The 23964-nt window shown below is 65.3% G+C and carries 15 protein-coding genes and 2 pseudogenes; 9 read left to right on the plus strand and 8 right to left on the minus strand.

Annotation, left to right across the window (positions count from 1 at the left end; all coding sequences use genetic code 11):
• Nucleotides 1-49: 49 nt before the first annotated feature.
• From recF to dnaA, 3 genes and pseudogenes are all read right to left on the minus strand, one after another.
• Nucleotides 50-1132: a DNA replication/repair protein RecF gene (gene recF, locus N4264_RS01880; protein ID WP_261695388.1), complete on the minus strand. Its 1083-nt coding sequence runs from the start codon at nt 1130-1132 to the stop codon at nt 50-52.
• 68 nt (nt 1133-1200) lie between these two features.
• Nucleotides 1201-2301, minus strand: coding sequence for a DNA polymerase III subunit beta (dnaN, locus tag N4264_RS01885; protein WP_261695389.1), 1101 nt, complete (start codon nt 2299-2301; stop codon nt 1201-1203).
• A 216-nt stretch (nt 2302-2517) separates the two neighbouring features.
• Nucleotides 2518-3875 (minus strand): annotated as a pseudogene (gene dnaA / locus N4264_RS01890) (chromosomal replication initiator protein DnaA).
• A gap of 161 nt (nt 3876-4036) precedes the next feature.
• Between dnaA and rpmH the strand changes: the two are divergent.
• The 5 genes from rpmH (at nt 4037) to N4264_RS01915 (ending at nt 10876) form a co-directional block, all read left to right on the plus strand.
• Complete coding sequence (gene rpmH / locus N4264_RS01895) at nt 4037-4171, plus strand: 50S ribosomal protein L34 (RefSeq protein WP_255916217.1); 135 nt, start codon at nt 4037-4039, stop codon at nt 4169-4171.
• Nucleotides 4172-4190: 19 nt separating this feature from the next.
• A complete protein-coding gene (rnpA, locus tag N4264_RS01900; protein ID WP_261695390.1) occupies nt 4191-4571 on the plus strand; it encodes a ribonuclease P protein component in 381 nt (126 codons plus the stop codon).
• Nucleotides 4572-4661: 90 nt separating this feature from the next.
• Nucleotides 4662-6374, plus strand: a complete 1713-nt coding sequence (yidC, locus tag N4264_RS01905) for a membrane protein insertase YidC (RefSeq protein ID WP_261695391.1) — start codon at nt 4662-4664, stop codon at nt 6372-6374.
• Between the two features lie 4 nt (nt 6375-6378).
• A complete protein-coding gene (gene mnmE, locus N4264_RS01910; RefSeq protein ID WP_261695392.1) occupies nt 6379-7725 on the plus strand; it encodes a tRNA uridine-5-carboxymethylaminomethyl(34) synthesis GTPase MnmE in 1347 nt (448 codons plus the stop codon).
• Between the two features lie 874 nt (nt 7726-8599).
• Nucleotides 8600-10876 carry a S9 family peptidase gene (locus N4264_RS01915; RefSeq protein ID WP_261695393.1) on the plus strand — a complete coding sequence of 759 codons (2277 nt, stop codon included), beginning with the start codon at nt 8600-8602 and terminating at the stop codon, nt 10874-10876.
• A gap of 66 nt (nt 10877-10942) precedes the next feature.
• Here N4264_RS01915 and N4264_RS01920 read toward each other — a convergent pair whose 3' ends face one another.
• The 4 genes and pseudogenes from N4264_RS01920 to N4264_RS01935 all read right to left on the minus strand — a co-directional run bounded on the left by N4264_RS01920 (nt 10943) and on the right by N4264_RS01935 (nt 15468).
• Nucleotides 10943-11791, minus strand: a complete 849-nt coding sequence (locus tag N4264_RS01920; RefSeq protein ID WP_261695394.1) for a pirin family protein — start codon at nt 11789-11791, stop codon at nt 10943-10945.
• A 114-nt stretch (nt 11792-11905) separates the two neighbouring features.
• The gene (locus N4264_RS01925) at nt 11906-12577 is read right to left on the minus strand and encodes a YecA/YgfB family protein (protein WP_261695395.1); all 672 of its coding nucleotides are present in this window, start codon (nt 12575-12577) and stop codon (nt 11906-11908) included.
• Nucleotides 12574-13340, minus strand: a pseudogene (gene xth, locus N4264_RS01930) (exodeoxyribonuclease III). The gene N4264_RS01925 and the pseudogene xth overlap by 4 nt, the downstream one beginning before the upstream one ends.
• Nucleotides 13341-13425: 85 nt before the next feature.
• Complete coding sequence (locus N4264_RS01935; RefSeq protein WP_261695396.1) at nt 13426-15468, minus strand: M3 family metallopeptidase; 2043 nt, start codon at nt 15466-15468, stop codon at nt 13426-13428.
• 102 nt (nt 15469-15570) lie between these two features.
• On the opposite strand from N4264_RS01935, the gene N4264_RS01940 reads away from it, so the two are divergent.
• Nucleotides 15571-17343, plus strand: a complete 1773-nt coding sequence (locus tag N4264_RS01940) for a patatin-like phospholipase family protein (protein ID WP_261695397.1) — start codon at nt 15571-15573, stop codon at nt 17341-17343.
• A gap of 117 nt (nt 17344-17460) precedes the next feature.
• Entirely contained in the window at nt 17461-20355 is a 2895-nt protein-coding gene (locus tag N4264_RS01945; protein WP_261695398.1) for a TolB family protein, read from the plus strand.
• Here the strand turns inward: N4264_RS01945 and N4264_RS01950 are convergent.
• Nucleotides 20352-21764 (minus strand): coniferyl aldehyde dehydrogenase, encoded by a 1413-nt coding sequence (locus N4264_RS01950; protein ID WP_261695399.1) that lies wholly within the window; start codon nt 21762-21764, stop codon nt 20352-20354. The two genes, N4264_RS01945 and N4264_RS01950, sit on opposite strands and share 4 nt — an antisense overlap.
• A gap of 146 nt (nt 21765-21910) precedes the next feature.
• Here N4264_RS01950 and N4264_RS01955 point away from each other — a divergent pair, with 146 nt between their 5' ends.
• On the plus strand, nt 21911-22435 hold the full coding sequence (locus N4264_RS01955) for a gamma carbonic anhydrase family protein (protein ID WP_261695400.1): 525 nt from the start codon (nt 21911-21913) through the stop codon (nt 22433-22435).
• Between the two features lie 665 nt (nt 22436-23100).
• The gene (locus N4264_RS01960) at nt 23101-23586 is read left to right on the plus strand and encodes a hypothetical protein (RefSeq protein WP_261695401.1); all 486 of its coding nucleotides are present in this window, start codon (nt 23101-23103) and stop codon (nt 23584-23586) included.
• The last annotated feature ends 378 nt before the right edge of the window (nt 23587-23964 follow it).

Here is a 23964-nt window from a genome sequence, read left to right on the forward strand (position 1 = left end):
CGCCAGGGCGTGGCTGCGGCGGGGCGCAGCGGGATCGGAGAACGATCAATTATAGCAGCGCGGAGAATTGACCTTGTTCCACGTGGAACGTCATTCGCTCCATGTCGTCGGGCAATGCTGAGCGCGGCGCGTCGGTACCCGTAAGAAGGATCTGCGCTCCCTGCGCCCGTAGCCAACTGAGCACCGCAGCCTCGTGCACTGCATCCAGTTCGGACGACAAATCATCCAGGCAGATCACTGGCCACTCACCGGTCTGCGTTGCAAACAGGCGGGCCTGCGCGAGAATGCACGCCATCGCGCAAAGCTTCTCCTGCCCCCGGGATAGATGCTCGCGGTCCGGGGCCTCCTGAAACGAGATCGACCAATCCGCCCTGTGCGGCCCTGCCCCGGTATGCCCCCGTACCTGGTCGCGTTCCCGACGCTCGAGCAACACATCGCACAGCCGCGCTCCGGCGGCCCAGCCACTGGATAGGCGAAGCGAGCAGGCGCCCAGCTCCGGCAGAAACTGCCTACATAGCGTCTCGACCTCCGGAAACCACGCTGCGACGTAGCGTTCCCGCTGTGCCTGCCAAGCCTCACCGGCGTCAGCGAGCGCGGCGTCCCACGGATCCAGGTCCCGGCCAGATACGCCACGACGCAGTAGGGAATTCCGCTGTTTCAGCGCGCGACGGTACCGTCGTGCCACGTCCATGAATTCCTGTTCCACGTGGAACAAGGCCCAATCCAGAAAGCGTCGTCGCTCCTCACCCGGCCCGCCGATCAGGCCATGCGACCCCGGCTCGAAACACACCACGGCAATCTCACGCAACAGTTCTACCAGACCCTCGGTGTTACGCCCATCGACCCGGCCGACCCACTTGTCCGCGTCCCGCCGCAAGCCGACCCGTCGTTCTCCCCGCGAACCAGACTCCACCACCGCAAATACGCTCAAGCTCTCGGCGCCCCGCCGAACCAGCGACTCCCTCTTCCCACTTCGAAAGGAACGGGCATGCGACAGCAGGAACGCTGCCTCCAACAAACTCGTCTTTCCAGCGCCGTTGGCGCCCAGGAAAAGATTCAGACCCGGCCCCAGCGACACCGAGGCCGACGAAATATTCCGAAGGTTCTCAACACGCAACTCGCGGATACGCATTCATCCACCCATAAAAAAACCCGCGGTACTTCATTCCCGCGGGTTCTCGTTTCCATCCGGAAGACTTCTCAGAGTCGCAGCGGCATCACCACGTGCCGGGATTGCTCCGACTCTGGCGTACGAAGCAGGCACGACGACTGGCCGTCCCGCAAGCACAACAGCACTTCCTCGCCCTGCAGCGCGCCGAGCGCATCCAGCAGGTAATTCACATTGAAGCCTACGCTCAGATCGCTGACAGGCGTCTCCGCCTCCAGTTCTTCGTGTGCCTCTTCCTGTTCCGGATTGTGCGCCACGATACCCAGCTTGTTCGGGCTCACGTCCAACTTCACACCGCGGTACTTCTCGTTGGAGAGAATCGCCGCGCGTTGCAGAGCCGCCCGGAGAGAGTCCCTGCCGATCCGGACCTCCTTGTCTGCACCAATCGGAATGACGGCCTCGTAGTCCGGAAAACGGCCGTCGATCAGCTTCGAGGTGAACTGCACGTCTCCACGGCGAACGCGGAGATGGTTCTTCCCAAACTCCAGATCAACCGTGCCATCGCCGTTCTCGAACAGACCCTGCAGTTCCAGCACACCCTTACGCGGAATAATGATCTGGCGGCGCGTGGAGACCTTTGCCTCTACAGCCGTCTCACTCAGCGCCAGTCGGTGTCCGTCCGTCGCTACGCAGCGCAGCGCGTTCTCACGTAGATCCACCAGCATCCCGTTCAAGTAATAGCGGACATCCTGATGCGCCATGGCAAAGGCGGTTCTATCCATCAGGTTCTTGAGCGTGGCTTCGGGCAGCGTGACCTTCTCCACCAGCTCAATATTGTCCACGACGGGGAACTCGGTGGCAGGCAGCGTCGCCAGCGTGAAGCGGCTGCGACCAGCGCTGACGGTGACCCGATCGCCCGACAGCTTCACATCCACCTTCACGCCATCAGGGAGCGCGCGACAGATATCAAAGAGCTTCTTCGCCGGAATGGTGATGTCGCCCGCTTCTGTGTCATTCGCATCTGTCGTGGCAACCATTTCCACTTCCAGATCGGTACCCGTGAACGAGACGCGTCCTCCACTCACGTTCACCAACAGGTTGGCCAGTACGGGAAGGGTCTGGCGCCGTTCGACCACGCCGACCACTTGTTGCAGCGGTTTTAGGAGAGCTTCGCGTTGGATGCTGAATCGCATGGTCAAGAATCCCGGTTCGAAAACAAAACGTTTTTTTTCTTTTAAGAGGGTGACGGTGGTTGTAGAGCACCGCGAAATCTGGGGACTTCGCCGTTTTCATTTTATTTTTCAATCAGTTGTGTGATTGGAAAACTCCCCGGAACCCGCTTGGCCGCCTGTCGATCATCTGTGGATAACTATTGCCCCCAGCGCCGACCACTGTTTATCCACAGGCAATCACCCGGTCAAGATACGCACCAGCTTTTCCCAGTCCTGGCGCAGCTTTCCATCCGTTTCCGTAAGATCGCGGATGGTGCGGCAGGCGTGCAGCACCGTCGTATGGTCACGGCCCCCGAACGCCTCGCCAATCTCCGGCAAGCTGTGCTCGGTCAATTCCTTCGAAAGGGCCATCGCCATCTGCCGCGGACGCGCCAGTGAGCGCGAACGGCGCTTGGACAACAGGTCCTGCAGCCTCAGCTGGTAGAAGTCGGCTACCGTCTTCTGGATGTTCGGAACCGTGATCGCCTGGGCATGGACCGTCAGGAGGTCACGCAGCGTCTCCTGGGCAAATTCCAGCGTGATCGATCGACCCAGGAAGTTCGCCCGGGCGGCCAGCGTGTTCAGGGCGCCCTCGAGGTCGCGCACATTCGAACGCATCCGCTTGGCGATCAGCAGCGCCACATCCTCCGGCAGGCTCATTCCCTTCGCCTGCGCCTTGGAGAGCAGGATCGCCGCGCGCGTCTCGAAATCCGGTGGCTCGATGGCCACCGACAACCCCCAGCCCAGTCGCGACTTCAGGCGCGGCTCGAGATTGTCCACTTCCTTCGGATAACGGTCGCAGGTCAGGATGATCTGCTGCTTGCCCTCGAACAGCGCGTTGAAGGTATGGAAAAACTCCTCCTGCGTCGTGTTCTTGCCGGCGAAGAACTGGATGTCGTCGATCAGCAGCGCATCCACCTCGCGGAAGCGCCGCTTGAATTCATCCATGTTCTTGTTGCGCAGGGCATCGATCATGGCCGACACGAACTGCTCCGAACGCAGGTACAGCACCTTGGTTCGCGGATTGTTCGCGCGCATCAGGTTGCCGGCCGCATGCATCAAGTGCGTCTTGCCAAGACCGGTGCCGCCGTAGAGCAGCAACGGGTTGTAGGCGCGGCCCGGGTTGGTCGCAACCTGTATCGCGGCCGCCTTGCCCAGCTGGTTCGACTTGCCCTCGACGAAACTGTCGAAGGTGTAGTTCGGATCCAGATTGCCGTCGAACTCGACGACAGGCTCGACCACCGGAACAGGGGGGCGGCGGACGCCGGCATGGGGCGCGTCGCGGGCGAGGCTTTCGCGGCCGGCGGACGCCGGGCGCTCAGCGTGCCCACTTCCAGGCGCACGGGCACCTGGTGACCCTGCAGGTGCGACAGCACCACGCGGATCCGCGGCAGGAATTCCGTCTCGATCCGCTCCAGCGTGTAAGCGTTCGGGGCAAGCAGACGTAGACCGTCGTCGCCTTCGGCTGGCTGTAGCGGTTTGAGATAAGTATGTATATCTTCGGCGCCGAACTCGCCTTCCAGGCGTTCCAGACAGCGCCGCCAGAGTTCGCTCATTACGTCCTCGTCGACTGGCGGTCCGGGGTCTAAACCCCGGAGTGGGCGCGGAAGTCTACGCCGTTGCTGGGTTTTTAGCCACGCGCACCTTGACACTGCCGTCCTCGGCGAACTATTCTCCCGCCCCTTTTTCCATCCCCACTTTTTTCGGAGACGACGCCATGAAGCGTACGTACCAGCCGAGCCGCTTGAAGCGCGCCCGCGACCATGGCTTCCGCAGCCGCATGAAGACCAAGAACGGCCGCAAGGTCATCAACGCCCGCCGCGCCAAGGGCCGCAAGCGCCTGGCCGTCTGACGACCGTCGGACCGGCGCCATGGAAGCGTTTCGCTTCCCGCGCGCCGCGCGGCTACTGACCGTTGCGGATTTCAACGGGCTGCGCCAAGGCAGCCAACGTGTCACCAGCCGCTACTTCCAAGCGCAATATCGTATTACCGATGGCACCGCCGCCCGCATGGGGCTGGCGGTGTCTCGTCGCGTCTCGAAACTGGCGGTCGAGCGCAACCGGCTAAAACGCCTCACCCGCGAGAGTTTCCGGCGACACCGGCAGCATCTGGTGCCGCTCGACATCCTCATTATTCCCCGATCGTCGGCCGTGCCGGTGTCATCGCGGGAACTCCTCGACGATCTCGCACTGCTCTGGCACAAATTGCCGCCATTGAAGCCGCAACACGCCGCCGGCACAATGCGCGACTGACTCGCGATCTGCCGAGCGCGCCTTGATCGCGTCCCCGGCCGTCCCCACCCCGCTGCGGATACCTCTCCGCCGCACGATTCTGCCTACGCCATGAATAATCCGCGTTCTTTCCTGCTGCTCGCCCTAGCACTGGTTTCCTTCATGATCTGGAACCAATGGCAGCAGGATTTCAGCCAACCGCCGGTCGCCGTGACCGCCGCGGAAAACACCGGCGTGCCGGCAGCCGCCACCGGGACCACCCCGGCACCGGGAACGATTCCGTCCGCCGACACCCCTGCACCGGCTACCGCCAGCGGCAGCACGGCTGCCAGCGTTCCAGCCGCCACGGCCGCCGCGGGCGACCTGATTGAGGTCAAGAGCGACGTCCTGAAGCTGGCGATCGACACCCGCGGTGGCACCATCGTCCGCGCAGACCTGCTGGCGTACCCGCGCGAACCGAAAGACTTCGCCAACCCCGTCCGGCTGCTGGACGACAACGCCGCCACGTTCTTCATTGCCCAGACGGGCCTGGTTAGCGCCCAGGGCAGTGCTGCCGCGCCCGACCACATGGCGACGTTCACCGCCGAGCAGAAGTCCTACGCGCTGGCCGACGGACAGGACAGCCTGGAGATCCCCCTGACCTGGCAGGACGCGCAGTCCGGCCTTACGGTTCGCAAGGTCTTCGTCATCAAGCGCGGCAGCTACGTCGTCGATAGCCGCCAGGAAATCGCCAACAACGGCACTGCACCGTGGACGGGCAACGCCTACCGCCAGCTGCAGCGTGTCAGTCCGCCGGCGGCAAAATCCACCTTCGGCATCACCAATCCCGAGGCCTACAGCTTCACCGGCGCCGCGTGGTATTCGCCGTCGGACAAATTCAAGAAGCTCGCCTTCGACAAGTTCGCCAAGTCGCCCCTGGTCGATACCACCGTGACGGGCGGCTGGATCGCAATGCTGCAGCACCACTTCGTCACCGCGTGGATTCCGCCCGCCGACGAAGCCGACGTGTATTCCACCAGCGAAATCACCACGGCTACGCCGCCCCGCTACATCGTCCGCGCGAAAAGCCCGCTGCTCACTGTCGCACCCGGCGCGACGCAGACGACCCAGGCGCGTCTCTTCGTGGGTCCCAAGCTGCCTTCCGCGATGACGGCGACGGCCCCCGGCCTGCATCTGGCCGTCGATTTCGGCATGCTCACCTTCATCTCCGAGCCGCTCTACTGGGTGCTGTCGAAGCTGCACGGCCTGGTGAACAACTGGGGCTTCGCGATCATCCTGCTGGTTCTTCTGATCAAGATCGTCTTCTACAAGCTGTCCGAGGCCCAATACCGCTCGGCCGCCAAGATGCGCAAGCTGCAGCCGCGCGTGCAGGCCCTCAAGGACCGCTATGGCGATGATCGCCAGAAGATGGGCCAGGCCATGATGGAGCTGTACCAGAAGGAAAAGATCAATCCGCTCGGCGGCTGCCTGCCGATGCTGGTGCAGATCCCCGTCTTCTTCGCGCTCTACTGCGTGCTGCTCGAAAGCGTCGAGCTGCGCCACGCGCCGTTCATCCTGTGGATCCAGAACCTCACGGCGCCCGATCCGTACTTCGTGCTGCCCATCCTCAACGCCGCGGCCATGATCGCCACCCAGCATCTGACGCCGACCACGGGCATGGATCCGGTGCAGGCTCGCATGATGAAGGCGATGCCGGTGGTGTTCTCGATCCTGTTCGCGTTCTTCCCGGCCGGACTGGTGCTGTACTGGACGGTCAACGGCATCGCCTCGCTCGCCCAGCAGTGGTTCGTCACGCGCCGCGTCGAGGCCAGCGACAAGGCCTGATGCCGTGACCCCCGCCACCGATACCATCGCCGCGATCGCCACTGCGCCCGGCGCCGGTGGTATCGGTGTGCTGCGCATCAGCGGTCCGGGCGCCCGCGCCATTGGCGCCGCCTTCCTGGATCGCAACCCGCGCCCGCGCCACGCCCACTACACCGCGCTGCGCGACAGCGAAGGCGCCCTGATCGATCGCGCCATCCTTCTCTACTTCGCCGGCCCCTACTCGTTCACCGGCGAAGACGTGGTCGAACTCCAGACCCACGGCGCGCCGGTCGTCCTCAACATGCTGCTGCGACGCGTCTGCGAGATGGGTGCACGTCCGGCCCGTGCCGGTGAGTTTTCCGAGCGCGCGTTCCTCAACGGCAAGCTGGACCTGGCGCAGGCCGAAGCCATCGCCGACCTCATCGCGAGCCAGTCCGAGGCGGCGGCCCGCGCGGCGATGCGCTCCCTGGAGGGCGCCTTTTCCGACCGGGTCAACGCGCTGCTCGCGCTACTGATCGAGTTGCGCGTATACATCGAGGCAGCGATTGATTTTCCCGAGGAAGAGATCGATTTCCTCGATACCCAGGAACTGCGCGACCGCCTGGATGCCGTGCGCCTGACAACCTCCCAGCTGCTGACGCAAACCCGTCGCGGCGTGCGTCTCACCGACGGACTCCACGTGGTGATCACGGGCCGGCCAAACGCCGGCAAGTCGAGTCTCCTCAATGCGCTGGCGGCGCAGGATCGCGCCATCGTCACGCCAATCCCGGGCACTACGCGCGATGTGCTGCGCGAGAGCATCGAACTCGATGGCGTCATCCTGACCCTGGTCGACACCGCCGGCCTGCGCGAATCGGGCGACGTGGTCGAGCTGGAGGGCATCCGCCGCGCCCGTCGCGAACTGGAACGGGCCGACGTCGCCCTGCTGGTCACCGACCAGGATCACATCGCGGCCGACCTCGCCCTGCTCGGTCCGCCCCAGTCAGGCCAGACGCGCCTTCTGATCTGCAACAAGATCGACCTCTCCGGCGAACTGCCCGCGGTCGCGGAAACGCCGGCTGGCCTGCGGATCGACCTGTCCGCCAAGACCCACATCGGCCTTGATCTCCTGCGCACCGCGCTGCGCCGTCTCGCCGCCGGCGGCGACAGCATCAACGGCGCCTTCACCGCGCGCACGCGCCACGTCGTGGCCCTCGAACAGGTCGCTGCCCGACTGGCCGCGGCAGAACTGGCACTGGTTCACCGCCGCGCCGGCGAACTGGCCGCCGAAGAACTGCGCCACGCCCAGCGCGCCCTGGGCGAACTCACCGGTGAATTCTCCAGTGACGATCTGCTCGGGGCGATCTTTTCCAGTTTTTGCATCGGGAAGTAGTTTTGTTTCCTGGCGGATCCCTGGACCGTCCTCGGAATGTTCTCACCATATCGCGCGACACTTTCGCGCTCGTTCCTCGAATAGCTCCGCCAGCTCGCGCTCGAAAGGTTGAGCACGTCGCAGAAGGTCTGCCATCAGAGCCCGGAGTTCGTTGGCCAAAGCGCGCTCTTTCGAGGCCGCAGCCAACCATGTGCCTTGAGAAAACACGGCATGGCTTTCACGCGATCAGCGGTGTCACAACGCCCGGGTTCGCGCAGCTGGTTGTCTATACGGAATGGCGTGCTGCGTGCGATAGCTTCGATTGCCACAAGCATTGCATACGATGAAGCGCGTTCCCGAAGCGGATCAAACAGTAGTGCGCATTCGCCGCCGCTTCGATCGCCTGAGTCGCGCAGTCGGAGGATCGGCAGACTTGCGCAATCTGTTGCCGGGCAAGAGCTCCCTTGTTCCCGTGACGTACCTGCGTGACCAGGACACCGAGAGACGTTTCGATCGTCTCAAGGAAGCGAAGCTGGTAAGTCGGGAGGCGGCCATCGCGCGCTCTCCATCGCGGCCACATCCAGGAGGGGCTGCTCTCACGCACGCCGCCGCACCACGGGCCAGATCCGTGCGCTTCGGCTTCTGACTATCGACTTGGCGGTCCTCGCATAGGCTGACAAGACAGACGATAGCCACTCGGCAGTCCCTGGTTGCCGACGTCCCCTCCTGGCTCGACACCGACGGCTCCGACGACCCGCCGCACCGCGATACCGGACAGCCCGTTACCCTAATGCACACGCCCGGTTTGGCACGGCTATGCGCCGGGATGCATTCTTGTGTACATGACGCCAGCCCCGGAAACCGCTCTAATCGGGGCTTGGCTGCGGAGTCCCTTATGCGCACGATGCTGTTTACCGGCCTGATGGCCCTTTCCCTGCCCGCGATGTCCGAAAAACTCACTATTGAACGATTGCTGGATGACCCCGCGCTGCTCGGCACCACGCCGCGCGGGCTGAAGATTTCGCCGGACGGCAGTCGCGTGAGCTTCCTGCGCGGCAAGGAAAGTGACCAGAACACCATGGACCTGTGGGAGTACAACCTCGCCGACAACACCACGCGGCTGCTGGTGGATTCGCGCGCGGTGCAGCCGCAGGAAGAGGAACTCTCCGACGCCGAAAAGGCCACCCGCGAGCGCATGCGCATCGCCAGTCTCAAGGGCATCGTCAGCTATCGCTGGTCGCCGGACGGTCGCCAGCTGCTGTTTCCGCTCGGCGGGCAACTCTACCTGTACGATCTTGGCGCCAAGGCCGACCAGGCCGTGCGCTCGCTCACCCCCAAGGATGCTGAGGTGATGGATCCGCAGGTGGCGCCGTCCGGGCGCTACGTGTCCTACGTGAGCAAGCAGAATCTGTGGGTCGTCGACGTCAAGAGCGGCGAAAATCGCGCGCTCACCACCGATGGCAAGGATTCGGTCCACAACGGCGAGGCGGAATTCGTCGCGCAGGAGGAAATGGAGCGCTTCACCGGCTACTGGTGGTCGCCGACGGGCGACTGGATCGCCTTCGAACGCTACGATGAAATCGACGTGCCGATCGTCCAGCGCTTCGAGATCAACGCCGACCGCACCAATATCACCGAGCAGCGCTATCCGACCACGGGCAAGGCCAACGTGCGCGTGAAGCTCGGGCTCATCCGCCCGGACGCCCCCGCCAACACGGCGCCCACGTGGATCGACCTGGGTCCCGAAGAAGATATCTACCTGACCCGCGTGAACTGGACGCCGGATGGAAAGTCCGTGACCTTCCAGCGCCAGAGCCGCGACCAGAAGACCCTGGATCTGGTGCGGGTCGACGTGCAGACACTCAAGCAGCAGGTGCTGCTGACCGAGACCAGCAAGACCTGGATCAACCTCCACGACGACCTGAAATTCCTCAAGGACGACGCCGGATTCATCTGGGCTTCCGAGCGCAGCGGGCAGAAACATCTATACCTTTACGGAATGGACGGAAAGGAAAAAGTGCCGTTGACGCGCGGCGACTGGCATGTCGATCGCGTGCTGGCAGTGGACGAGGCGCAGGGACGTGTGTATTTCGCCGGCAACAAGGACCATCCCCTCGACAAGCAGGTGTACGCGGTCAAGCTCGACGGCAGCGATGCGGCCGCACCACAGCGCATCACGCGCGAAGACGGCTGGCACGAAGCCACCTTTGCCGCGGACGATTCCGGCAAGGGCGTGAAACTGTTCGTTGACAGCTGGAGCGATCCGAAGACGCCGAGCCAGGTGAGCGTGCGCGCCCCGGACGGAAAGCACCTGGCGTGGATCGCCGAGAACAAGGTCGACGACAAGCATCCGTACGGGCCGTATCGGGCAGCACATATCACGCCGGAGTTCGGCACGCTCACCGCCAAGGATGGCCAGACGCTCTGGTATCGCCTGCTCAAGCCCAGCGGATTCGACCCGTCCAGGCGCTACCCGGTCGTCTCGCACTTCTACGGCGGACCGACGGCGCAGCTGGCAACGCGCGGCTTTCCCGATGTCTTCGATGAATATCTCGCGCAGCACGGCTACGTCGTGATCACGCTCGACAACCGCGGCATGGCACGTCGTGGTCGTGCGTTCTCCGACGCGATCTATCGCCAGACGGGTGCGGCGGAAGTGGAAGACCAGCGCGTCGCCATCGAGTGGCTGGCCAGGCAGCCCTGGGTCGACGGCAAGCGCATTGGTGTGTTCGGCTGGAGCTACGGCGGCTACATGGCGCTGATGATGCTGGCCAAGGCGTCGGATGTGGTGGCCGCGGGTGTTTCGGTCGCGCCGGTTACCGACTTCTCGCTCTACGACACGCATTACACGGAGCGTTACCTCGGCACGCCGCAACAGAACCCGGAAGGCTACACCAAGAGCAGCATCTTCCCGTGGCTCGACGGCATGACCTCGCCGCTGCTGCTGATTCACGGCATGGCCGACGACAATGTGCTCTTTACCAATTCGACCCAGCTCATGGCGGAACTGCAGAACCGGGGCAAGGCGTTCGACCTGATGACCTACCCCGGCGGCAAGCACGGCATGTCGACACCGGCGATGAAGAAGCACGTCTACAACACCATCGTGCGCTGGCTCGACCGGCAGTTGAAGAACGATGCCGCTGCTCCGGCGGCGGGAAAGAAGAGCTAGTGCACGCCACAGCGGTCGCCGTCGGCGTGACGGCGACCGCTGGCTCCTATGGTCGCCCGTCCGCGATCAGAACCGGCCGGCCTGGAAGTCGCGCACGGCCTGGGTGATTTCCTCGGCAGTGTTCATCACGAAGGGACCGTAGCGGGCCACGGGTTCTTCCAGTGGACGGCCGGCAACCAGGATCAGGCGAGCCCCCTCGTCGGTCGATGCAGCAAGTTCCACTCCGCCACTTTTTGACAGTACCGCGAGTTCGCCGCGTGAAATGTCCGCGGCCGCACTGCCGACTGCGACCTGGCCAGCGTACACGTAGGCGAAGGCCGTATGGCCCTGCGGCAACGGGACTTCGCAGCGCGCTCCGGCAGCCAGGCGCACGTCCAGGTAGACCGGGTCGGTCGCGACGGCATTGACCGGTCCGACCGCGCCGCCGAATTCACCGGCGATGACGCGCACGCTCACGCCCTCGCCGGGACTCACTTCGGGAATCGCCTGTGGCGCGATGTCCTGGTAGCGCGGCGCCGTCATCTTCTGCGCTGCCGGCAGGTTCACCCACAGCTGGAATCCCCACAGCAGCCCGTCCTCCTGCGCCGGCATCTCCGAGTGGACGATGCCGCGCCCGGCCGTCATCCATTGCACGCTGCCGGCACCCAGATCACCCCGGTTGCCCTGGTTGTCCGCATGACGCATGTGGCCGGCCAGCATGTACGTGACCGTTTCGAAGCCCCGGTGTGGATGGCTCGGAAAGCCGGCGAGGTAGTCCGTCGCCTCGTCGGAGCGGAACTCGTCGAGCAACAGGAAGGGATCGAGGCTGTCGAGGGCCGGCTGGCCAATGACGCGCGTCAGGCGGACGCCGGCACCGTCGGAGGTCGGACGGCCGCGGACGGTGTGCAACACGTGACGTGATTCAAGCAAGGACATGGCGATCTCCCGGTGAGAAACCACCCAGATGGCGCCGCGCGGCCGCGGTACCAGTGCGCCTTTCGTGGAAAGGCTGGTACCACGGCGGAAACAATCACGGGCGCGCGGCCGGAGTCAGTGCACCCAGCGACCACCGCGGCGCCGCGGCGGGTCGCGGAATTCCGAAGAAGAAGCGCCACTGCCCGCCTTCTCGCGCTCGGTGGCGGGATGCACGCGCCAGTACTGCGCCACGTGTGCCACGACCGCCGGTATCTGCGCCAGACACTCGTCGTATTCCTGCTCGGTGAGGCGCTCAAATTCCGTGTCCGCCTGCAGGATGCCCTCGTCGACCGCCAGTGCCATGACGGGCCCGAGCATTTCCATGAGCTGGGCGTCCTCGCTCAGGCGGGATTCCCAGGCGTTGGCGCGCAGGTCGATCGCCCGGCTCACGCCTTCGCACCAGCCGGCGGCTGACAGGGCGATGCCACCGTCTTCCAGGTCGACTTCGCCGAGTATGGGTTCGTAGGTCTCGGCCTCGATCTCGGGCAGGATCGAATCATTCAGCTTGGCCAGGAGGGCCAGGATGCGTTCGCCCTCTTCCTCATCTTCGAACGGGGCGTGCAGGATTTCCGGCAGCCATTCGTCCGGCAGGGCCGGATCAGGGCCAATGGCGAGCACGGTCAACAGTCCGTGCACGCCGTCGAGGAGGAGATCCGGTTCGTCCTCGCGCGCATGGGCGCGCAGGAACTGGTCGAGTTCCTCCAGCTCGTGGTCCTCCAGGGAAACAGCGTTCTCGCGTTCGGTCATGCGCTCAGTTCCAGCAGTACCGGCGCGTGGTCGGAAGGCCGTTCCAGGCGCCGGGGGTGATATCGATGCTCGCGCCGCTCATGCGCGGGCGCAAGGCGTGGCTGGCCAGGATCAGGTCGATGCGCAGGCCGAGGTTGCGGCGGAAGGCGGCCTGGCGGTAATCCCACCAGCTGAAGTGCCCGCCAGCGGATTCAAATTCACGGAAACTGTCGATGAGGCCGATGTCCAGCAGGCGCTTGAGCGCGTCGCGTTCAGGCGTGGAGCACAGGATCTGTTCATGCCAGGCGACTGGATCGTGCACGTCGCGGTCGTCGGGCGCGATGTTGAAATCGCCCAGGACGATCAGGTTCGGGTGCCGCTGGATTTCCTGCGCGAGGTAGTCGGTCAGGTGCTGCAGCCAGGACAGCTTGTAGGTGTACTTTTCACTGCCGACCGCCTGGCCGTTCACCACATAGAGATTGGCGATCCGCAGGTCGCCGACCGTGGCGACCAGGATGCGCCGCTGCGGGTCGCTGAATCCGGGTACGTCGGTGACGATGTCCGTGGGCATCTGGCGCGCCAGGATGGCCACGCCGTTGTAGGTTTTCTGGCCGGAGAAGACGCAGCGGTATCCGAGTGCGGCAATATCCGTATCGGGAAATTTAGCATCTTCCAGTTTGGTTTCCTGCAGCGCGACGATGTCGGGCTGCGCCTGCCCCAGCCATTCCTTGAGGTGCGGCAGGCGGATGTTGAGCGAGTTGACGTTCCACGAGGCGATCTTCATCGGCCCAGTTTACCGTAACGCGCCGGCCGGCCGCCGGCCGGCGCTACGCCGGGGCGAGCGAACCGGCCGGCCGCCAGGCAAGCGCTCAGGCCAGGCCGTAGCTGCGCAGCAGGGCCGTCGAATCCGGTTCGCGGCCGCGGAAGGCAATGAAGCTCTCCAGCGCGGGCCGCGATCCGCCCACGGCCAGCACCTCGCGCCGGAACGCATCGCCCGTCTGCCGGTTGAACACCCCTTCTTCTTCGAAACGCCCGAATGCATCCGCCGACAGCACTTCGGCCCACAGGTAGCTGTAATAGCCGGCGCTGTAGCCGCCCGAAAAGATGTGCGTGAAACCGTGCGCAAAGCGCTGCCAGGCGGGGGGCTGCACGACCGCGACTTCGGCGCGGACCTCCTGCAGCAACTCCACGGTGCGGGCGCCGCGCGCCGGGTCAAACTCCCGGTGCAGGCGGAAGTCGAACAAGGCGAACTCCAGCTGGCGCACCAGGAACATGCCGGCCTGGAAATAGCGCGCGGCCTGCATGCGCTCGAACAGGGTCTGTGGCAGCACCTCGCCGGTCTGGAAATGGCGCGCGAACAGGTCCAGCGATTCGCGCTGCCAGCCGAAGTTCTCAAGGAACTGGCTGGGCAGTTCGACGGCATCCCACTCCACGCCGCTGATGCCCGAAACGCTGGGGTAATCGACCTCGGTCAACAGGTGGTGCAGGCCATGACCGAACTCGTGGAACAGGGTGAGCACGTCGTCGTGGGTGAGCAATGACGGTGCGGCGGCCGTGGGCGGAGCGAAGTTGCAGGTGAGGTAGGCGATCGGCCGGTGCAGATCGCCGCCGTTGCGGAAACGGGAACGGCACACGTCCATCCAGGCGCCCCCGCGCTTGCCGCTGCGGGCGAAGAGATCGACATAGGCTCCGGCAATGCGTTCGCCCTGTGCGTCGTACACATCGTAGTACCGCACATCGGGATTCCATACGTCGACATCGTCGCGCAGCTGCAGGCGCACGCCGAAGACGCGCTCGGTGATCGCGAACAGGCCGTTGAGGACGGCGTCGAGCGGAAAGTAGGGCTTGAGCTCCTCTTCATTGAGCTGGTAGCGCACCTCGCGCAGCTTCTCCGAGGCGTAGCCCACATCCCAGGCCTGCAGGTCCGCGATGCCCAGCGCATTGGCGGCGAACTCGCGCAGCTGGGCCAGCTCCTTCTCGGCGACGGGCTTGGCCTTCTTCACCAGGTCGTGGAGGAAGGCCAGCACCTTTTCCGTCGAGGGCGCCATCTTGGTGGCGAGCGATTCCTCCGCGGCATTGGCGAAGCCGAGCAATTGCGCCGCCTCGTGGCGCAGCGCCAGGATGTCATTTATACGTTGGGAATTATCGAATTTTCCGGCGTTCGGGCCCTGGTCGGAGGCGCGGGTGGAGTAGGCCGCATAGACACGCTCGCGCAGGCGGCGGTCATCGGCGTAGGAAAGGACCGCCTGCACGCTGGGCTGGCGCAGGGTGATCAGCCAGCCGTCGAGGCCCTTCTCGCGGGCGTACTCGCGCAGTACCGCGCGGCCGGATTCGGGAATTCCCGCCAGCTGGGCCTCGTCGGTGAGGTGCTCGGTCCAGGCTTCGGTGGCGTCGAGCACTGCTTCCTCGAATTCGGTGCCCAGGCGCGACAGCTCGTTGGCGATCGCCTTGAAGCGCGAACGTGCCGGTTCTTCCAGGGCGACGCCCGACAGCCGGAAATCGCGCAGGGCGTGCTCGATCAGGGTGCGCGCCGGCCGTTCCAGCCCGGCATAGCCGCCGCCGTGGGTGATCGCTTCCACCGCCGCGTAGAGTTCACGGTTCTGGCCCAGTTCCGTAGCATGTTCGGTAATTGCTTCGAGCGCGGTCGAGTAGGCTTTGCGCAGCTCATCCGAATCTTTCACCGAATGCAGGTGAGACACCGGCGACCACGCGCGGCCCAGGCGTTCCTCGAGCGATTCCTGCGGGAGCACGGTGTTGGCGAAGGTGCGCGGCTGGGACTCGGCCGTCAGCCGTTCGATCGCCTGCCGATAGTCGGCCAGGATCGCGTGGATTGCCGGTTCGACATGTTCGGGCCGGATCTGCGAGAAAGCCGGAAGTTCAGCGTCGACGAGTAGCGGATTGGTCGCGTCCATGGCGTGGGTCTCACAGAAGGGGCTGGGGAGAATGAGCAAGGTGCGTCGGGCCGGGGACAAATTCAAGCCGTGCCGGCAGCGGCCCCGGCGTAGCATAGACGCATGACCGACGCGCTGCGCCTGCCCGTATCCGACGTGCGCCAGATCCTGCGCGAGGCGCCCTTGTTCCAGCACCTGGACGAGGCCGAGCTCGACCAGCTCGAACAGGTGCTGGAGTGGTCCGTCCTGCCCGGCGGCGCCACGCTGTTCGAGGAAGGGGATATCTCGGATGCGCTGTACGTCCTGCGTTCGGGCAGCCTTGGGGCATTCCGCGTACCGCGCAGCGGTGGTGTCGCGCGGCTGATCGGGCTGATCGCCGCCGGCGAAAGCGTGGGCGAACTCGGTCTGATCGTCGACCAGCCGCGCTCGGCCACGGTGCGTGCCCTGCGTGACTCGGAACTGCTGCGCCTGTCACGCGCGGGTTTCGATGCGCTCGTGCAGCGCCAGCCGCGGGCCATGCTGCAGGCCGCGCGCATCGCGGTGGAACGCCTGCTGGTGCGACGCACCGGCGAGCCCCTGTCGGTGGCGCGCACCTTCGCGGTGATCCCGCACGATCCCGGCGTCGACATCACCGGTTTCAGCCGGGCCCTGCAGGCTGCTTTGCGCGACTATGGAAGCTGCTCCCTGCTCGATGCCGTCACGGGCGCCGGCCACACCAGCGCCTGGTATTCGGCGCAGGAAGCCCAGGCGCGCTTCGTGCTCTACCAGGCGGGCCCGACCCTGGATGCCTGGCACGAGCTGTGCGTGCGCCAGGCGGATGCGCTGATCTTCGTGGCCAACGCCGTCGACCAGCCGGCAGCGTGGACCGACCCGTCCTGTACCGGCGCCGAAGAGGCGCTGCACCGGCCGCGGCACCTCGTGCTGTGGCATGCGCGCGGCGAGATCCAGCTGGGCCGCGGCGCGGCGTGGCTGGCCCAGGTGAAGGGGGCGCGACTGCACCACTGGTGCGGGCCGGCGGATGTCGAGCGCATTGCCCGCCTGATCGCCGGACGCAGCCTGGGCCTGGTGCTTTCCGGCGGGGGCGCGCGGGGATTTGCCCATATCGGCGTGATCAAGGCGGTGCGCGAGGCGGGGCTGCGCATCGATTCGGTCGGCGGCACCAGCATCGGAGCGATCATCGCCGCCGGCGTGGCCGCGGGCTGGAGCGACGAGGAAATGCTGCAACGCTACCGGCGCGCCTTCGTCGACGGGCGCCCGCTCAAGGACTACACCTGGCCCTTCCTGGCGATGACGACCGGACGGCGGGTCTCGCGCCTGCTGCGCGAAGCGTTCGGCGAGCGGCATATCGAAGACCTCGCGCTGCCCTATTTCGCCGTCTCCGCCAATCTCACCAGTGGCGATGCGGTAACGCACCGCACGGGCCTGCTGTGGTACTGGCTGCGCGCGAGTTCCGCGATTCCGGGCGTCTTGCCGCCGGTGTTTCACCAGGGCCAGGTACTGGTGGACGGCGCGGTGATCAACAACCTCCCGACGGACGTGATGCGCGACATGGCGGTGGGCGATGTGATCGGCGTGGATATCGGTGCCGATGACGTCCTGCGGGCGGAGGTCGAGGAGGTGGCGTCGCCGTCCGCCTGGCAGCTGTTCTGGGAGCAGCGCCGTCCGGCACGGCCGGGCCTGGTGAGCATTCTGCTGCGTGCGGGAATGGTCAATTCCAAGGCAGCGAACGCGGATCGCCGGCAGAAGGCCAGTCTTCTGCTCACACCGCCCGTGACTGGCGTGGGGCTGCTGGACTGGCAGTCGTACGAACGGGCGATCGAACTGGGCTATCAGTACGCGCTGCGGGTGATCGGCGGCCAGAAGGATGCGCTGGCCGACGACACGCCGCTGCTGTAATCGCCGGAAAGCCGGCGGCGTGGCTGTGCGCCCCGGCACAACACGGCGTTTCGGGGTGGCGTACATCTGGCATGGCCTGCCGTTCTGGTCATAGCCAGTTGTTCGGAGGGGAACCTCGTGCGCGTCGGACTGCTGTTAGTGCTTCTGCCGTGGCTGGCGCTGGCCCAGCCGGCCATCGACTACGACATCGTCTACGTGCGCCAGGCGCGCCATGGCGACCAGACCAATACGATCTGGCCGGAGGTGTTTCACCCGGCGCGCCTGGATCCCGGCGCCGACCTCATGCTGCGCCATCCTAATGGCAGCGAGGAGGTACTCGTTGCCGGCGGCACGGGGGGCGTGACGGATCCGTTCGTTTCCTTTGACGCGCAGTGGGTCTATTACAGCTATTTCCCGGACCTGCGTGCGGAATCGCTCAACAACCAGCGCGACGACCTGCCCGAGGCCGGCGCGGATATCTATCGCATCCACGTGGCCACGCGGCAGGTCCAGCGCCTGACGTTCGGCGAATTCACGCCCAACACCGGTGCCGGCCAATGGGACGAATCCAACCCGCTCGATCCGCCCGCCCCGTACAACCGGCTCGGCTACGGCATCCTCAATCTGGCGCCGTGCCCGTTGCCGGGCGGCCGCGTGGTGTTCACCAGCAACCGTAACGGTTTCGAACCGCCCAAGGGCTATACGGCGCCCACCCTGCAGCTCTTCGTGATGGACCAGGATGGCCGCAACGTCACGCCCATCGCGCCAATGAGCATCTCCAGCGCATTGCACCCGACCATCCTTCGCGACGGCCGCTTGATGTTCTCCTCGCACGAAGACCAGGGGCTGCGCGACACGCGCAACTGGGGCATCTGGTCGATCCAGCCCGATGGCCGGGGATGGAAGCCGGTGGTCAGCGCCTTTCGCGAAGGACAGGCCTTTCACTTCATGACGCAGCTGGGCAACGAAGACCTGGTCGTGGAGGACTACTACAATTTAAACAATAACGGCTTTGGCGCGTTGTACCGAATGCCATATCGGCCGCCGGCGGGTCAGCCGTCCTTCCACAGCGCCCTGATCGCCCAGAATCCGGAGATCGCCCGGACGATGAGCGACGGCACGGTCTACCCTTTCCGGATGCCGTTCACGCCGCGCGGCCTGTACTCCATCACGCCCTTCACCACGGCAGACGACGAGGCCGCGCCGCCGGGTGCGGGGGGAACCCGCGTGGGCAAGTTCACCCATCCGTCGGCGGCGCCAGGCAATCACCTGTTGGTGGTGTGGTCGCCGGGACCGGCCAACGACCTGGATCGCCCCACGCCCGTGCCGCGCTATGACGCCGGCCTGTACCTGGTTCCCGACGGCGGAATCGTCACCGCGCCCCAGCAGCTGGTGCTGATAAAGAACGACCCGGCGTACAACGAAGCCTGGCCGCGGGCGCTGGTGCCCTATCGCGCCGTGCATGGTGTCGACCAGCCCGACGAGCTGGCCTGGTTGCCCAACGACGGCAGCGCGGATGCGCGCCTGCCGGCCGGCACGCCGCTGGGAATGGTGGGCACGTCGAGTTTTTATAAAAGGGAGAGTTTTCCCGGGTGGGTGACGCCCTGGGCCAACACCTTCGACGGACTCGATGCGTTCAACACCGCGGAGAACGGCCAGAGCAGCAACTGGGTGACGCAGGGGTCGGATGCGGGCAAGTACAGCAACAGCGACATCTGGGCCGTGCGCATCGTCGGCATGGAACCGCATACCCATCGCAGCTACGGACCGAACCAAGGACGCCAGTTCTACAGTCATGCGCAGGAGCGCCTGCGCATACTCGGTGAGATTCCGCTGCGCAAGACCAGCAGCGGTGCGCCGGTGCTCGATGTGGAGGGCAATCCCGACACGAGCTTTCTGGCCAGGCTCACTGCGGATGCCCCCTTCACCTTCCAGACCATCGATCGCAACGGCATGGCGCTCAACGTGGCGCAGACCTGGCATCAGGTTCGCCCCGGCGAGAAGCGCGTCGACTGCGGCGGTTGCCATGCGCACAGCCAGGCACCGCTGGCCTTCGAGCAGACCGCCGCAGCGCAACCGGGATTTTCCACCTATGACCTTTCGCGCCAGACGCCACTGCTGACCCGGTCCGCGCCGGGCGGCGACCCGTCGCTGCGGGTGGAGGCCACAGCGATGCACACGGTGGAATTCATCCGCGACATCCGGCCGTTGCTGCAGCGCAGCTGTGCAGGTTGCCACCAGGGCGCCAGCCCGGCCGGGAATCTTGACCTTGCGGATACGGGCGACAGTAACGGCCTGCCGGGCGACTATCGGCGGCTGGCCGCCGACGCCGACGCGCAATATGGCTATCCGCCGCTGATCGGTCGCTGGCGCCAGACCAACGCGAGCCGCTATATCCGCATGTTCCAGAGCCGGCGGAGCCTGTTGATCTGGAAGCTGTTCGGCCAGCGGCTGGATGGCTGGAGCAACGCCTCGCATCCGACCGAAGCGGTGCCGGGCAACGTCGCCACGCTGCCGGCAGGTGCCGACCCGAACGCCGCCGACCTGGACTACACCGGCACGGCGATGCCGCCACCGGGAAGCCCCGTCACGCCATTGAGCGAAGAAGAGAAACTGCGCTTCGTCCGCTGGATCGATCTGGGCTGCCCGATCGATACGGGCAACGCAGCCCTCGGCTGGTTCCTGGACGACCTGCGTCCGGCGCTGACGGTGAGCCTGCCGCGACCGGGCTTCAATGCCCTGCCGGTCACGCAGCTGCGCCTGGGGATCTCCGACGCCAACAGCGGCATCGCGGCAGGCACGCTGTCCGTGCGGGCCAGCTTCATGGTGGCCGGGCGTGCACCCGGTTCCGAACTGGCGGACCTGGCGGCCCCGGTCGACGCGGATATCCGCGCCATTGCACTGGGACAGCCCCTGCCGCCGATGACCGACGCCTGGTTGCGCGCGTCGGTGCGCGACAACCAGGGAAATATCACCCGGGTGGAACAGCGGTTCAGTACCAGCGACCGCCTCTTTGCCGATGGCTTCAACTAGCGCGTCAGGAAGCGCGTCATGAAGTCGGCCAGCCCCTTGTACGGCGGCCGCAGCAGGGCCAGGCTCGACCAGCGGAACTGGTGGAACACCGGCATCTGCTTGGAGAAGGTCACGAAGCCGTGATGGCCGTGGTAATGCCCCATGCCGGACGGACCGACGCCACCGAACGGCAGCTCGCCCTGCGCGTTGTGCAGGAGGCAGTCGTTCACGCTGACGCCGCCGGCCACGCAGTGGTCGAGCACATGGCGGGTGCGCCGACGGTCGTTGTCGAAGTGGTAGAGCGCCAGCGGCCGCGGCCGGCGGTTGATGTAGGCGACGGCGGCCTCGACCGAATCGACCACGACCACGGGCAGGATCGGACCGAAGATCTCGGTTTCCATGACGCGACTGTCATCCGGTGCGCCGACGACCACGGTCGGCGCAAACACGCGTTCGGCGGGATTGTGGGCCGCATCGTCGGGAAGGGTGACCACGCGGGCGCCGCGGGCGCGGGCTTCGTCGACCAGGCCCTGCAACCGGGCATACTGGCGGTCGTTGATGATGCTGGTGTAGTCCGGCGATTCGCGTAGCGCCGGATAGTGGCGGCCCATGTAGTCGCGCAGCGCGCCGACGAACTGTTCCGGGTCGCGTCCCACCAGCAGCACGTAGTCGGGGGCGATGCAGGTCTGCCCGGCGTTGAGCAGCTTGCCGGCGGCGATACGGGCCGCCGCGACATCCAGTGGATAATCCGGCGCCACGACGGCGGGCGATTTGCCGCCCAGCTCCAGCGTCACCGGCGTGAGGTTCGGTGCCGCCGCAGCCATGACCTTGCGTCCGACCTCGGTCGAACCGGTAAACAGCAGATGATCCAGCGGCAGTGACGCAAAGGCCGAGGCCACTTCGGCGCCGCCCTGTACCGTGGCCACGCGATCTGCCGGAAACACCTCGGCAATCAGTTCCGCCAGCGCCTCGGCCGTGCGCGGCGTGTATTCGGACGGCTTGAGCATCACGTGATTGCCGGCGCCGATGGCGCTCACCAGCGGAATCAGGGCCAGGTTGACCGGGTAATTCCAGGGCGCAATCACACCGACCACGCCCAGCGGCTGGTAGCGGATCTCGGCGCGGGCGGGCAGGAAGATCCAGTCCACCGCACGGCGCGACGGGCGCATCCAGCGGCGCAGGTGCGCGCGCACCTGGTCGATCTCGTGCAGTACGGTCATGCCGTCGGTCAGCAATGACTCGTGGCGCGAACGGCGGCCGAAGTCGGCGGCCATGGCGTCCACCAGGCCGCCCAGCCGGCGCTTGAACGCCTCGCGCAAGCGCGCGAGATCGTCCATGCGCTGGGCGTAGTCCGGGCGTTTGGCATCCCAGGCCGCGCGCAGGCGCGCGAGCGTGGCGTTGAGTTCGGCCGTGCTGATGTGGGTATCCATACGGTGCAGACTAGCGCGCACCGTCGCCGACCGCGAGAGGGCGCAGCGGTCGGCCGGTGGCCGCACCGCCTGCCTTCCCGTCGGTCGCGTCGCGGGCTACTCTCTTTCGTCTGACTTTCGCGCGCTGTGCCGCATCGAGTATTGCCATGACCTTGCGAACCTATCGCGGAATCCACCCGGTGGTGGCCGATTCCGCCTATGTCGATCCGGCCGCCACCGTGATCGGCGACGTGGAGATCGGCCCGGATTCCTCAGTCTGGCCGGGGACCGTGATCCGCGGCGACGTGCACCGGATCCGCATCGGCGCCCGTACCAATGTGCAGGATGGCACCATTGTCCATGTGACCCACGATGGTCCCTACACGCCGGGCGGTTTCGCCACGCATATCGGCAGCGACGTCACCATCGGCCATGCCGCGGTGGTGCATGCCTGCACGATCGAGGACGCCTGCCTGATCGGCATGCATGCGACCGTGCTCGACGGTGCCACCGTGCGCAAGCACGGTTTCGTCGGTGCCGGCGCCGTGGTGGCGCCGGGCAAGGTCGTCGGCGAGGCGGAACTGTGGCTGGGCAACCCGGCCCGTTTCGTCCGCCGCCTGAGCGATGAGGAGATCGAGCGTCTGTACTACTCGGCGAAGAAGTACGTCGAGCTCAAGAACGACTATCTCTAGTACCTGTTGCGGCACGCATATCACCAACAGGCAGGAAGTGGATAAGCGCTCCGCAGTGGGGCGCCTATCGCAACACCGTAGGTGATGAATGCGAAAATCAACACCGGATGGCGAGCATGACGACTGCTTGCTTTCGCGCTCCTGGCGGGCGCTGCCTCTTCGTGTGCCACGTCAGCAAAGAGGCCACATGCCTGGTGTGAGGTGCCAATTGATGAGTGGACGCTAGGATCAAGCGTGCCAGCCAATCAGCAGCAATTGCGCGCGATGGCCGGAGCAACGGACTCAAACGCGGACCGGGACGAGTTCTGGTGTGAGTCAAATGATGGCCGGTTCCTGCTCTGCACGGCACCACGCCTTGGCCGCCGAACGTAAGTGCTTTGCACCGCAATACTTCTCCTCGCGATGGCTCTTCGAGCAGCGCAATGGCGCACGGCAGCCTTCCGAGAACGACTCGATCACGTTATGTGGGTATCACTAACGCGGCTACCGGGAGCAGCCGCCCCGCGCGGCGAGTTCGTCTCGCGTCCATTTGTCGATTAGCAACGCTACTCTCGGTGACATACGCAAGTGCACTAATCGCCATGCCGTGTACATTTATCTACACGGCGATCGCCTTGTGCCAGCCGCCGGATGACAGGGAATCGGTAGGACCCTTAGGAGTTAACGTGAACAAGATAGTTGCTCGGCCGTCTCGCTTCGTCCTGGCCGCGTTCATGGCGGCTGGCGTTGTTCTTCCAATCGCCCCGACATTGGCCGCTGAAGTCGTCCAGCAAGACGTCGTCAGGACGATCAAGGTCGAGTTGCGCGATGGAACCAAGGAAAACGCGGACGCCTACAAATGGCTTGCGGCCCGGATGGCGGAAAGCCGTGCGCTAGACACAATGAAGGCACCGACTGCGGGTGACATCGAGGTCACGTATACGTGGCATGGGCAAGCGAGGGGGGATGACCCGTCCTCAAACCCACCTTTCAATCTTCCGATACATGGACAGAACGGCGACGTTGTTCGGTTTACCCGCCAACGGGCGTGCACTGATGGTGGCGGCTCAATGGCGTGGATCTATGCGTGGAAAAGCACGGGTGACGCAGGCGGCTGGGTGCTCCGTGATTATCGCTTTGACAACAGTGACAATAGTTGCAGCAACGGATGATTAGCCGCGGCTTACATTGAACCACTCGCAGTGGCAGTACCGGAGCCCCGCCCCGTGCGGGGCTCTGCAATTTCAGCTATTCGTCTAACGTCTGTCGTAGCGGGTGCGCACAAGACCGAGGCGGTGCGTAGTTGGTTCGCTCAGCGTCCGCGCTACCACCTGCACTTCACCCCGACAATCGGCTTCATGGCTCAACCGCGTCGAGCGCGTCTTCTCCACCTTGACCACGCGCTGGCTCAAGCGTGGCGCACCCGTGAGCGCCGGCCTCGAACGCTCCATCCGTGAATACCTGCGCCAACACAACCAAGATCCAAAGCCGTTCACTTGGCGACGCACTGCCGGCCAGATCATCGCCAGTGTCGGTCGGTTGGCGCGCGC

The organism is Tahibacter amnicola (assembly GCF_025398735.1).
In the GTDB taxonomy this organism is placed as follows: Bacteria; Pseudomonadota; Gammaproteobacteria; order Xanthomonadales; family Rhodanobacteraceae; genus Tahibacter; species Tahibacter amnicola.